Consider the following 11,987-nt stretch of genomic DNA (forward strand, 5'->3'; position numbering starts at 1 on the left):
ACGGGGCTTTTCCTCAGTCCGCAAAGGCGTATCGATCATGCGTAAGACTGCCCTTATCGCTCTGCTTTGTCTGTCTGGCCTGACCCAGGCTGCCCAGATGCCCGTGGCTGCCCTCCCCGGCGGCACACTCATCTACAAAAACGTGCAAAGCATCCGTGAGCGCAAGTTTTCCGACATCGTCGAACAGAAAACCGATTTCAGCTGCGGCGCTGCTGCACTGGCCACGGTGTTACGCCAGGCCTATTGGCTCGACGTCGATGAGGAGCACATCATCAAAGGCATGCTGGTCAATGCAGACCAGGACCTTGTTCGTACTCAAGGGTTTTCCATGCTGGACATGAAGCGCTACATAGAAAGCATCGGCATGCGCGCCAGGGGTTACAAGATTCCACCGGAAAAACTCGACGCTGTAACGATCCCGGTGGTGGTACTGATGGAAATTCGCGGCTACAAGCATTTCGTGGTTCTGCAGCGTTCGGACAAGGATTGGGTTTACATCGGAGACCCGGTTTTAGGCCACAAACGCTACAAGCACGATGACTTTGTCAAAGGTTGGAACGGCATAGTCTTCGCCATCGTCGGCCCCGGTTATGACAAAACCAATGCATTGCGCAGCCCGCCGACACCGCTGACGGCCAAGAACAAGCTGGATAACTTCAACCCTGTCAGAGATGCTGAATTGATGGACTTCGGGTTCATACAGAGCGACTTCTTTTAATCGCCGATTATAAAGAATGGGGCTGGATGTCCCGGGAGCAGCAAATGAAAACCTCATACTGGCTGGCCGCCGCCTGCCTGGCAGCGAGTGCGTCAGGCTATGCCAATGCAGGATTCAAACCTATCGAAATACAAGACAAGGAGTTGTCCGAACTACGGGGTCGTTATGTCATGCCGGGGCGGATTATCAGCTTCGGCATTGTCATGAGCAGTACCTGGCGCAACGCCAGTGGCGATCTGATCGGGGCGGCAACCTCGATGCAACTTCAGGCAGCAACGATTAAACCCGAATTCTACGTGCAAACCATCAAGGAACACGGCAACGGCAGCGTCCTCCCAACGGGCACCGGCACGATCACGGGTGGCGCCGGCCTCGACAGCAGCCAGGGCGTGACACAAAGCGTGCGTGCCGCTGGCGACAGCAATACCGCCAGTAACAACGTTGCCATCAACGTCAAAGAAGCCAATCAGGCACCGGCACTGGTACCCGTTCAAGGGCAGGCGCTGATGGCCGGGCAAACCATCGGCGGCAGCAATGCCGCGGGCAGCGTGGCCGTTTCGGCGACCGGTGGCGGCGTCCAGATGTCTATTCAGGCCGCCGGCAATCAGGGCACCGCCCTGCAACAGGTCGCTCAGGGTGGCTTGCTGCAGAACACCCGTTTGCTGGGCAGCGCCAACGTGGTCAACAACATGACTCAACTCAACGTCGTCCTGAACAATAACGGCATGAGCGCCGGCGCACTGGATTGCAACCTGACTCAACTCAGGGCACTACGCACTATTGGATATTGAACTACGCTGAGTCTCGATCATTGGGCTTAAAGGGACGGCTTATTCATGTATCGATCAGTATCACTGCGCGCCGCTGTTTGTTTGAGCACGCTTCTACCTGCAGCGATGCTGCAAGCGGCACCGGACGCCGACGTAGAAGTCCTGAAACAAGAGCTTCTGGAGCTGAAGCAACGATACGAAGTACAACAAAAAGCCTTGGCGGTACTCGAACAACGGGTCCGCCAGGTCGAAGATCAACCGGCGGCGCCACAACCCAAAAGGCTGGCCAAGTCGCCGTCGGATATGAAAGGCAATCCCAAAGTGGCCACCGGTACCGGGGCCGCAGCAGCGTCGGGGGGCGCAGCCGGAGGCAGTGGGGCTTCTTACGGGCAATCGCTGGCAGATGATTCGCAACCGGCACAAAGTGTGTCCAACCTGTACGACGAAGCCAGTGGCTTCTTCGGCGGTGGCAAATTCAGCTTCGAAACCGGTATCACCTACTCGCGTTACGACACCCGTCAGTTGATCCTCAACGGCTTTCTGGCACTCGACTCGATCTTTCTCGGCAACATCAACCTTGACCGGATCAAGGCCGATACCTGGACCCTCGACCTCACGGGGCGTTACAACTTCGACAACCGCTGGCAGTTCGACCTGAACGTACCGGTGGTCTACCGCGATTCGACTTATCAGTCGGGTGGCGGCAACCAGGGCGCAGCCAACGTCACCACCGAACAGGATGTCACACGCGATCCGACTATCGGCGACGTCAACTTCGGCATCGCCTACAAGTTCCTCGACGAATCGGTCAACACCCCGGATGCGGTCGTCACCTTGCGGGTCAAGGCGCCAACCGGCAAGGATCCGTTCGGCATCAAGCTGCGCCAGACCGACGCGAATACCAACCTGTTCGTGCCTGACACCCTGCCTACCGGCAACGGCGTCTGGTCGGTCACCCCCGGTATCTCGCTGGTCAAGACGTTTGATCCGGCCGTACTGTTCGGCAGTTTGTCCTACACCCACAACCTGGAGGAGTCGTTCGACGACATCAGTTCCACCGTCAACCAGAAAACCCCGGGCAAAGTGCGCATTGGCGACAGCTTCCAGATCGGCGCCGGTATTGCGTTCGCGCTGAACGAGAAGATGAGTATGTCGTTCTCGATGTCTGACCTGGTGCAGCGTAAAAGCAAGCTGAAACAGGATGGCGGGGATTGGGAGTCGGTGGTGTCCAGTGACGCCAACGCCGGTTACTTCAACGTCGGCATGACCATTGCCGCCACCGACAACCTGACCATTGTTCCGAACCTGTCGATCGGTCTGACCGACGACGCACCGGACTTCTCCTTCAGCCTGAAATTCCCGTACTACTTCTAGGTAAAAGCAAAAGATCGCAACCTTCGGCAGCTCCTACATCGGGTTTGTGTAAATCCCTGTAGGAACTGCCGCAGGCTGCGATCTTTTGATCTTCAGGTATCTAGCGAATCTGGTGTTTATGCAGCAGGCGATAAAACGTCGGCCGCGACACGCCCAGCACTTTCGCCGCCACACTGAGGTTGTCGCTGTGCCGGTTCAACACATCGCACAGTGCCTGGCGCTCGGCGCGGGTCTTGTAATCCTCCAGCGTACCCATGGGCGTAGCGATCGAATGCTGGCTGATCAAACCCAGATCACGGGCCTCTATCTGCCGGCCTTCGGCCAACACCAGTCCACGCCGCACACGGTTGGCCAATTCACGGACATTGCCCGGCCAGTCATGCTTGCCCATGGCAATCAGCGCATCTTCGCTGAAACTGCGTGGGCGGCGGCCGGTTTCATGGCTGTAGAAATGGGAAAAGTGGTTGGCCAACATCGATAGATCACCGTGTCGTTCACGCAAAGGCGCAGTGACCACTTGCAGGACGTTTAGCCGGTAATACAAATCTTCGCGAAATCGCTTTTTCTCGATGGCGGCTTCAAGGTCGACGTGGGTCGCCGCCAGAACGCGCACATCCACCGGGATCGGCTGACTGCCGCCGACACGTTCGATGTGCCTTTCCTGCAGGAAGCGCAACAGATTGGCTTGCAATTCCAGCGGCAGATCACCGATCTCATCCAAAAACAGCGTGCCGCCATTGGCCGCTTCAATGCGCCCGACCTTGCGCTGATGGGCGCCGGTAAACGCGCCTTTCTCGTGCCCGAACAGTTCGGACTGAATCAAGTGCTCGGGAATCGCCCCGCAATTGATGGCCACAAATGGTTTGCTGTGACGCTGGGATTGCCGGTGCAGCGTGCGTGCAACCAGTTCTTTACCGGTGCCGCTTTCACCGCGGATCAATACCGGCGATTCGGTCGGCGCCAGTTTGCTGAGCAATTTGCGCAGTTCCCGGATCGGTTTGCTGTCGCCAAGCAGTTCGTGTTCGGGCTGATCCACATGAATCGTGCCTTGCCCGCGCAGACGCGCCATGCCAAATGCCCGGCCGAGGGTAACCTGTACCCGCGACACGTCGAACGGCAAGGTGTGAAAATCGAAAAACCATTCACAAACGAAGTCACCGACGTTTTGTAAACGCAGGACTTCCTGATTGAGCACGGCGATCCATTCAGTGCCGCTGCGACTGATCAGTTCCTTTACGGCTTCGGGACGTTCGAGGTGAAATGGCTGCAATCGCAACAAGCCGACATCACAACTGCGGTCGGCGGCATTTTCCAGGGTGCAACTGTCGACATCCCAACCTACGGCGCGTAATCCGGGCAATAAGCGGTGGCAGTCGTCGCACGGATCGACCACCAATAAACGTCGTAACGCTGGCGCTTCGCTCATGACTGTTCCTTGGCGCCAAATTATTAGAAATGATCGTAAAAACAGTCATTTGGCAGACCCGACTGTAACATTAGCAAGATTTTGACAGGGCCTTGTATCGATTGCTTATAGGTGTACAAGCAAACACGTTATAAGAACAGAAGTTGTTAGTCAGCTATCTACTCATTTCAGCCCCAGACCTTTCAGTGAGCTTTCAAAAACCTGTCTGTAAAGCAATGCGATGAAAGAAAGTTGAAATTTCTTTGTTTCATGTGTGACCCGCCTGCGGGTTCGGTGCATCAGTACAAGTACCAGCCGAACGGTAAGCCCAACCGACGGCACATCACTTGATTGGGCACGACAGAGAGAGAAATCCATGACCGCCCCGCTCCGTATCAACGAAGCTCTTTTGATTGCCAACCACGCGTTCAAACCGTTCCAGTGCGTGGCCTGGGCGCCACAAGACGGCAATGGCGAACTGAGCCTGACCGTCGTCGATCGGACCAATTCCCATATCGGTCGCAAACAGATCCCAAGCAGCGCCTACTCTGATCCGGCGCAACTCGAGCAACTGCTGCAGCAGGCGCGCGCTGAACTCAGCGAAGAAGGTTACAGCCTGCAATCCTGGTCGATGCCACACTAACAGCCGGACGATGCGGATGACGTTCAGGTCATCCGCCCTACTCTGTTAGTTGCAATCTTTTTAACGCCTCGTAATTTTGTACAACTATTTGCAAGTTATTCAGGCTTAACTGCTTGGCCGGCTTGCTATTGGTTCAAAAAGACACTGTTCTGGCACAGTGCGACCCTCCACCTGTTAGTTCTTACAGTTGTACTTCTCCCGGTTCAGGGATTGAATGTTTCGCTCATGCAGTTACCCACCCGGTTCCCGGGACAGGTCAACTCGCAAGGAGATGCGTGCATGTCCACTCTGAACACTTTTGCGCTGCCGGCGGTTTCGACGTCTTTATTGAGCCAAGCCGGTCAACTCGACAGAACATTTGCCGCCACCGGCGTCGCTCAAGTGTATTTCGCTGGCAGTGTGTCCAGCCTGACCGAGGACATCGCCCTCGATGTGCTGGGGCGGGTTCTGGTCGCAGCTAAGGTTGGCGTCGCCACCGGCAGCCGATTCGGCCTGGCGCGGATGCTGGCCGATGGCTCGGCCGATCTGACCTTCGGTGATCAAGGCAGCGTCATCGACACCTTTGCCCCGGGTTTTGAAGCCACGGCCGGCAAAGTCCAGACACTTCCCGACGGGCGCATCCTGCTCGCCGGCCTGCATTATGAAAACGCTCATCGCACCCTGCCGGCACTGGCCATGTTCAACGCACAGGGCAAGCCGGATAAAGGTTTCGGTGACAACGGTCGGCAGGTGGTGCGCCTGCCCGGTGACTTGTCGATGGGCAGCCGGGATGCGTGGCTGCCGCCGGGCGTACCGGGCGCCGAAGCCTGCGACTTTGTAGTTCAGGATGACGGCCACATCCTGCTCATCGCCAATCACCACTTCGAACTCGCCGACCATGCCGGCATGCTGATTCGCCTCAAGCCCGACGGCCGTCTGGATGAAACCTTCAACGGCCGCGGCTTCGTTATGATTCGCCACTTGCTGCTAAACACCTGGCTCAGCAGCCTGCTGTTGCAGAAGGACGGGCGCATCGTGGTGGCAGGATCCATCGACTTTCCGCAGGAGGGTTTGCTGGCGCGCTACCTGCCCGACGGCCGCCTCGACGAGCGTTTTGCCGTGGACGGTTTCATGGCCTTCAAGGCGCACGGTAAAAGTGCTCAGGTCAGTCAGGTGATTGAATCCTCAGATGCCCTGCACTGTTTCGGCAGCAGTCGCGACCCGATTCGCTGCCTGGCATTCAGCCCGCATACAAACGGTCGCCCCAACCTGCACAACCATGGCGGCCAGCCACAATTATTGGAAATCGGCCCCAGCGGCTGCCAATGGAGCGCCGCCCAGCGCATGGCGGACGGCCGCATCATCGCGGTCGGCGCAACCATTGGTGGAATCGAAGCGGATTTTATCGTCGCCCGCTACTTCAGTGATGGCGGCCTGGATCACAGTTTTGGCGACGGCAAAGGCTGGTTGCGCACGCGCCTGGGGCGCAGCCTCGATACGGCTAATTCACTGGCCGTGCAAGCCGATAACGCCATCCTCGTGGGCGGTTATTCATTGGATGGCAACTACCGGGCGATGGTGGCGCGGTACCTGAACCATTGAAAAACACGGACTGTACTTGATCTTCCGTAACGCATCCGGCAACTTGCGCGCTTCGATAAAATAAGGAGCAACCGATGTCCGGTTCAATGGCCCAGGCGTTCGCGCACAATTTTCTCGGGCAATCGCCACGCTGGTACAAGGCGACCATCGTCGGTTTTCTGATCCTTAATGCGCTGGTGCTGTTCACGGTTGGCCCGGTAGCGGCCGGCTGGTTGCTGGTGATTGAATTCATCTTCACGCTGGCGATGGCGCTCAAGTGCTATCCGCTGATGCCCGGCGGTTTGTTGCTGGTGGAAGCACTGCTGCTAAAGATGACCACCCCGCAGGCACTTTACGACGAGTTGGTGCACAACTTCCCGGTGATCCTGCTGCTGATGTTTATGGTCGCCGGCATCTACTTCATGAAAGATCTGTTGCTGTTTCTGTTCTCGCGTCTGCTGTTGGGCGTGCGGTCAAAAGCAGTCCTGGCGTTGATGTTCTGCTTTCTTTCCGCATTCCTGTCGGCCTTTCTCGATGCGTTGACGGTGACCGCTGTGATCATCAGTGCGGCGGTCGGTTTCTATTCCGTTTATCACCGTGTCGCGTCCGGCAACGATCCGCGCCAGGACAGCGAATTTGCTGACGACCACAACCTGCCGAAACTGCACCACGACGATCTGGAACAATTCCGCGCCTTCCTGCGCAGCCTGCTGATGCACGGTGCGGTCGGTACGGCATTGGGCGGCGTCTGCACACTGGTGGGCGAACCGCAGAACCTGTTGATCGGCCACGAAATGGGTTGGCACTTCGGTGAGTTCTTTCAGAAGGTCGCACCGGTTTCGCTGCCAGTGCTGGCGGCGGGTCTGGTCACCTGCGTGCTGCTGGAGAAACTGCGCTGGTTCGGTTACGGCACACTGCTGCCGGACAACGTTCGCACGGTGCTGGCCAACTACGCCGCCGAAGACAATGCCGAACGCACAGCGCGCCAACGCGCTGCGCTGCTGGTGCAAGGTGCAGCGGCACTGATCCTGATCGGTTGCCTGGCTTTTCACATCGCTGAAGTCGGCCTGATCGGCCTGATGGTGATTGTGTTAATCACCGCGTTTACCGGCATCACCGACGAGCATCGTCTGGGCAGCGCGTTCAAGGACGCCATGCCATTCACGGCGTTGCTGGTGGTATTTTTTGCGGTGGTGGCGGTCATTCACGATCAACAGCTGTTTGCGCCGTTGATCCAGTGGGTGCTGGCCTTGCCGGTCGAGCAACAACCGGGGATGTTGTTTATCGCCAACGGCCTGTTGTCGGCGATCAGTGACAACGTGTTTGTTGCCACGATCTACATCACCGAAGTGAAGCAGGCGTTCCTTGCCGGGCACATGAGCCGCGAGCATTTCGAGACACTGGCGATCGCGATCAACACCGGTACCAATCTGCCGAGCGTGGCGACGCCCAATGGTCAGGCCGCATTCCTGTTTCTGCTGACCTCGGCGATTGCGCCGCTGGTGCGTCTGTCGTACGGGCGGATGGTGTGGATGGCGTTGCCGTACACCTTTGTGATGGGTCTGTTGGGCTGGTATGCCGTGAGCTACTGGCTCTAATCAACACTGAACAAAACTGTGGGAGCGAGCCTGCTCGCGAAGAGGGTGTGTCAGACAACAGATTCGTTGAAGGACACACCGCTTTCGCGAGCAGGCTCGCTCCCATATTTTTTTGCGTTGGTTCAGTGAGGGAGGATGTATTTCTCGATCGCTTGGGCCACGCCGTCTTCGGTGTTGGGGGCGGTGATGACGTCGGCCTGACGCTTCACTGCCTCCTCTGCCTGGCCCATGGCAATCGATAATCCTGCACAGTGGAACATCGCCGGGTCGTTGCCACCGTCACCAATGGCAGCGGTCTGTTCCAGCGGTATGCCCAGGTGTTCGGCCAGTGTCGCCAGCGCGGTGCCTTTGTTGGCCTCTAGCGCCGTCACGTCCAGATACACGGGTTGCGAACGCGAGACCTGCGCCATGCCATTGACCTTGGGCAGCAGGCGCGCTTCCAGTTCGATCAGCAGTTCAGTGTTGTTGCTGGTCGCGACAATCTTGTCGATGCGCTCCAGATACGGCTCGAAACTCTCGACCACCACCGGCGGATAACCGAGGCCATGCTGTTCGCGTGGCACCATCGGCCCGTGCGGATCCTTGAGCAGCCAGTCGCCACCGCTGAACACCCAGATTTCGACATCAGGCTGATCGGCAAACGTCGCCAGCGCAATCAGCGCGGTGGTGGCCGGCAGGTAATGCGCAACCAGCAAACTGCCATCCGGATTGACGAGGGTTCCACCGTTAAACGCCGCCGTCGGCAGATCAACGCCCAGGGCTTCGATCTGCTGCAACATGGCTTTCGGCGGTCGCCCCGTGGCGAGACTGAACAGCACGCCGGCCTCGCGCAGCGAACGCACCGCGTCGATGGTGCGCTGGCTCAACGTGTGATCAGGCAGCAACAGTGTGCCGTCCATGTCGCTGAGCAGAAAACGGACAGGTTGTTTCGGCAAGTCACTCATCCCAGGCCATGCCAGACGCGACCATCGCGAGTCAGCAGATCTTCGGCAGCCTGCGGGCCGTCTTCACCGGCGGCGTAGGTCTGTACAGTTGCATCCTGCTGCCAGGCGTCAAGGAACGGTTGCACCGCACGCCAGCCATTCTCAATGTTGTCGGCGCGCTGGAACAGCGTCTGATCGCCGGTCAGGCAGTCATAGATCAGGGTTTCGTAACCGGTCGACGGCTGCATCTCGAAAAAGTCTTTGTAGGCAAAACCCAGTTCGATGTTGGCCATGTTCAACGCCGGCCCCGGCCGCTTGGCCAACAGGTCGAACCACATGCCTTCGTTTGGCTGGATCTGAATACGCAGATACGTCGGCTGTAATTCGTCGACTTCGGTGTCGCGGAATTGCGCGTACGGCGCCGGTTTGAAGCAGATGACGATCTCGGTATCACGCACGCTCATGCGCTTGCCGGTGCGCAGGTAAAACGGCACGCCGACCCAACGCCAGTTGTCGATCATCACTTTCAGCGCGACGTAGGTTTCGGTGCTGCTGTCCGGCGCGACGTTGGGCTCCTGGCGGTAGCCGTTCAGAGATTTACCGTCGACTTCGCCGGCGCTGTACTGGCCGCGAACCGAATTGGCTCGTGCCTCCTCAGTTGTCCAGGGACGAATCGCGCCAACCACTTTGGCCTTCTCACCGCGAACTGCGTCGGCGCCGAACGCCGCCGGCGGTTCCATCGCCACCATGGCCAGCAACTGGAACAGGTGATTGGGCACCATGTCGCGCAGTGCGCCGGTGTGTTCGTAAAAGCTGCCACGGGTTTCAACGCCGACGGTTTCAGCGGCGGTGATTTGCACGTGGTCGATGTAATGGTTGTTCCAGAAGGCTTCGAACAGGCTGTTGGAGAATCGGCTGACCAGAATGTTCTGCACCGTTTCCTTGCCCAGGTAATGGTCGATCCGATAGATCTGCTTCTCGGACATCACCTTGAGCAAACAGGCGTTCAACGCTTCGGCGGTTTGCAGGTCGGAGCCGAACGGCTTCTCGATCACCACCCTTCTGAACGCTTCCGGGGTTTCTTCAAGCAAACCGGCGCTGCCGAGTCGGCGCACCACTTCACTGAAGAAACGCGGCGCGGTGGCCAGGTAGAACACCGCATTGCCGGTGCCGCTGTCGGCGATTTTCGCCGCCAGCGCAGAATAAGTGCTGTCGTCCAGGAAGTCGCCCTGGACGTAGCTGATACCTTTGGCGAGCTTGGCCCACAAGGCCGGATCAAGCATGTGATCGCCCTTGCCGACTTTTGCCGCCACTTCGGTACGGATGAAATCTTCGAGCTTCTGCGCGAAGGCCTCATCGGTAATGGCGTTGTGGTCAACGCCAACGATCCGCAGGTTTTCGTCTAGCAAGCCGTCGCGACTGAGGTTGTACAGCGCCGGCATCAGCAAGCGCTTGACCAGGTCGCCGTGGGCACCGAACAGAAACAGCGTGGTCGGTGGTGCGGGTTCTGCCTTGGATTTCCTGCGGATCGTATGCGTCATTTCTTCGGTGTCTCCACGTGGCCGCCGAAGCCGAAGCGCTGGGCCGAAAGAATCTTGTCGCCAAAGGTGCCCTGGCCGCGCGAGCGGTAGCGCGAGAACAGCGAGTTCGACAGCACCGGCACCGGCACCGCTTGCTCCATGGCCGCTTCGATGGTCCATTGACCTTCGCCGCTGTCCGCAACAGAGCCGGAGAAGCCGTCGAGCTTCGGATCGCTGGCCAGTGCATCAGCCGTCAGATCGAGCAACCACGAGGAAACGACGCTGCCACGACGCCAGACTTCAGCGATGTCGGCCACGTTCAGATCAAACCGCTGATCTTCCGGCAGACGCTCGCTGGATTTGGTCTTGAGGATGTCGAAGCCCTCGGCGAACGCGGCCATCATGCCGTACTCGATACCGTTGTGAATCATCTTCACAAAGTGCCCGGCGCCGGCAGGACCGGCGTGGATGTAGCCGTGCTCGGCACGGTGGTCATCGGACTTGCGATCCTTGGTGCGCGGGATGTCACCCATGCCCGGCGCCAGTGCGGCGAACAGTGGATCGAGGCGCTGCACGGTTTCAGCGTCGCCGCCGATCATCATGCAATAGCCGCGCTCCAGGCCCCAGACGCCGCCGGAGGTGCCGACGTCGATGTAGTGCAGGCCTTTCTCGGCCAGAGTCTTGGCCCGGCGAATGTCATCCTTATAGTTGGTGTTGCCGCCGTCGATGATGGTATCGCCAGCTTCGAGCAGCGTGCTCAGGGTGTTAATGGTGTCTTCGGTCGGTGCGCCGGCCGGCAGCATGACCCAGACCGCGCGCGGCTTGGCCAGGCCGGCAACCAGTGCCGGCAAGTCGGCGACGCCGGTGGAGCCCTCGGCGACCAGGTTATCGATGAAAGCGGTATTGCGGTCGTAAACAACGGTGGTGTGACCGTTGAGCATCAGACGTCGCGCAATATTGCCGCCCATGCGGCCCAGTCCAATAATCCCGAGTTGCATGTGCTGATGCTCCTTACTACAAATAAATGTGTGTCATTGGTTATAGCCCAACGCGACTGATGGAGGTTAGTCCAGAGCGCTGCGATGAAGTTTCCGGGCATTGTGCCCGAATCAGACTGATAACGCCCCGAAACGTGGCGAAGACACACCGACCCTGAAAAATAAAAAAGTTCCATTCACAGGCAAAAGAAATCAAAATCGGCGCCGATAGTAAGTCAGCACCCCAGAGCCGGGGCGCCTTACAGTTGATGCACGCCATTTGCGAGGTGAGCAATGGGCACAGTACACACAGCAATGCCGCCACAAACCCTGTACGTGACAATCCGTCGCGATGAATTGCGTCAGTTGAAAGACGAACGCGACCAGTTGAAGCAGGAGCTGGCGCAGCTGCGCCTGTTGACCCAAGGTGTGCAACCGCAACCTTTGCCGGTCGTTCAACGTCATCCCCACGCCTGATCCCCCGCCTGATTCGGGAACG

General features: G+C 58.4%; 11 protein-coding genes. 7 read left to right on the forward strand and 4 right to left on the reverse strand.

What is annotated here, in order from left to right; genetic code table 11:
• Window positions 1-37 precede the first annotated feature (37 nt).
• From ACIF4X_RS01445 to ACIF4X_RS01455, 3 genes are read left to right on the forward strand one after another with little or no spacing between them, the layout of a single operon-like run.
• Window positions 38-718, forward strand: a complete 681-nt coding sequence (locus ACIF4X_RS01445; protein ID WP_242208069.1) for a C39 family peptidase — start codon at window positions 38-40, stop codon at window positions 716-718.
• Window positions 719-762: 44 nt separating this feature from the next.
• The gene (locus tag ACIF4X_RS01450) at window positions 763-1,509 is read left to right on the forward strand and encodes a hypothetical protein (RefSeq protein WP_397480633.1); all 747 of its coding nucleotides are present in this window, start codon (window positions 763-765) and stop codon (window positions 1,507-1,509) included.
• 45 nt (window positions 1,510-1,554) lie between these two features.
• Window positions 1,555-2,862: a hypothetical protein gene (locus ACIF4X_RS01455; RefSeq protein ID WP_397480634.1), complete on the forward strand. Its 1,308-nt coding sequence runs from the start codon at window positions 1,555-1,557 to the stop codon at window positions 2,860-2,862.
• Window positions 2,863-2,962: 100 nt separating this feature from the next.
• On the opposite strand, the gene ACIF4X_RS01460 is transcribed toward ACIF4X_RS01455, so the two are convergent.
• Window positions 2,963-4,288: a sigma-54 dependent transcriptional regulator gene (locus ACIF4X_RS01460; RefSeq protein ID WP_160057981.1), complete on the reverse strand. Its 1,326-nt coding sequence runs from the start codon at window positions 4,286-4,288 to the stop codon at window positions 2,963-2,965.
• A gap of 355 nt (window positions 4,289-4,643) precedes the next feature.
• Between ACIF4X_RS01460 and ACIF4X_RS01465 the strand changes: the two genes are divergently transcribed.
• The 3 genes from ACIF4X_RS01465 to nhaB all read left to right on the forward strand — a co-directional run bounded on the left by ACIF4X_RS01465 (window position 4,644) and on the right by nhaB (window position 8,068).
• The gene (locus tag ACIF4X_RS01465; protein WP_116030401.1) at window positions 4,644-4,910 is read left to right on the forward strand and encodes a hypothetical protein; all 267 of its coding nucleotides are present in this window, start codon (window positions 4,644-4,646) and stop codon (window positions 4,908-4,910) included.
• 279 nt (window positions 4,911-5,189) lie between these two features.
• Window positions 5,190-6,491: a hypothetical protein gene (locus ACIF4X_RS01470; protein WP_397480635.1), complete on the forward strand. Its 1,302-nt coding sequence runs from the start codon at window positions 5,190-5,192 to the stop codon at window positions 6,489-6,491.
• 74 nt (window positions 6,492-6,565) lie between these two features.
• Window positions 6,566-8,068: a sodium/proton antiporter NhaB gene (nhaB, locus tag ACIF4X_RS01475; protein ID WP_397480636.1), complete on the forward strand. Its 1,503-nt coding sequence runs from the start codon at window positions 6,566-6,568 to the stop codon at window positions 8,066-8,068.
• Window positions 8,069-8,190: 122 nt separating this feature from the next.
• Here the strand turns inward: nhaB and ACIF4X_RS01480 are convergent, their stop codons facing one another.
• Genes ACIF4X_RS01480 through gnd form a run of 3 tightly spaced genes read right to left on the reverse strand, consistent with a single transcriptional unit; the run spans window position 8,191 to window position 11,509 of the window.
• Window positions 8,191-9,012 (reverse strand): HAD family hydrolase, encoded by an 822-nt coding sequence (locus ACIF4X_RS01480; protein WP_397480637.1) that lies wholly within the window; start codon window positions 9,010-9,012, stop codon window positions 8,191-8,193.
• Window positions 9,009-10,532, reverse strand: coding sequence for a glucose-6-phosphate dehydrogenase (gene zwf / locus ACIF4X_RS01485; RefSeq protein WP_397480638.1), 1,524 nt, complete (start codon window positions 10,530-10,532; stop codon window positions 9,009-9,011). The genes ACIF4X_RS01480 and zwf overlap by 4 nt, the downstream gene beginning before the upstream one ends.
• Complete coding sequence (gnd, locus tag ACIF4X_RS01490) at window positions 10,529-11,509, reverse strand: phosphogluconate dehydrogenase (NAD(+)-dependent, decarboxylating) (protein WP_007914838.1); 981 nt, start codon at window positions 11,507-11,509, stop codon at window positions 10,529-10,531. The genes zwf and gnd overlap by 4 nt, the downstream gene beginning before the upstream one ends.
• A 273-nt stretch (window positions 11,510-11,782) precedes the next feature.
• On the opposite strand from gnd, the gene ACIF4X_RS01495 reads away from it, so the two are divergent.
• Entirely contained in the window at window positions 11,783-11,965 is a 183-nt protein-coding gene (locus ACIF4X_RS01495; protein ID WP_007914840.1) for a DUF6026 family protein, read from the forward strand.
• Window positions 11,966-11,987 lie beyond the last annotated feature (22 nt).

It is taken from the genome of Pseudomonas sp. NPDC085632 (genome assembly GCF_044541255.1).
Lineage (GTDB): Bacteria > Pseudomonadota > Gammaproteobacteria > Pseudomonadales > Pseudomonadaceae > Aquipseudomonas.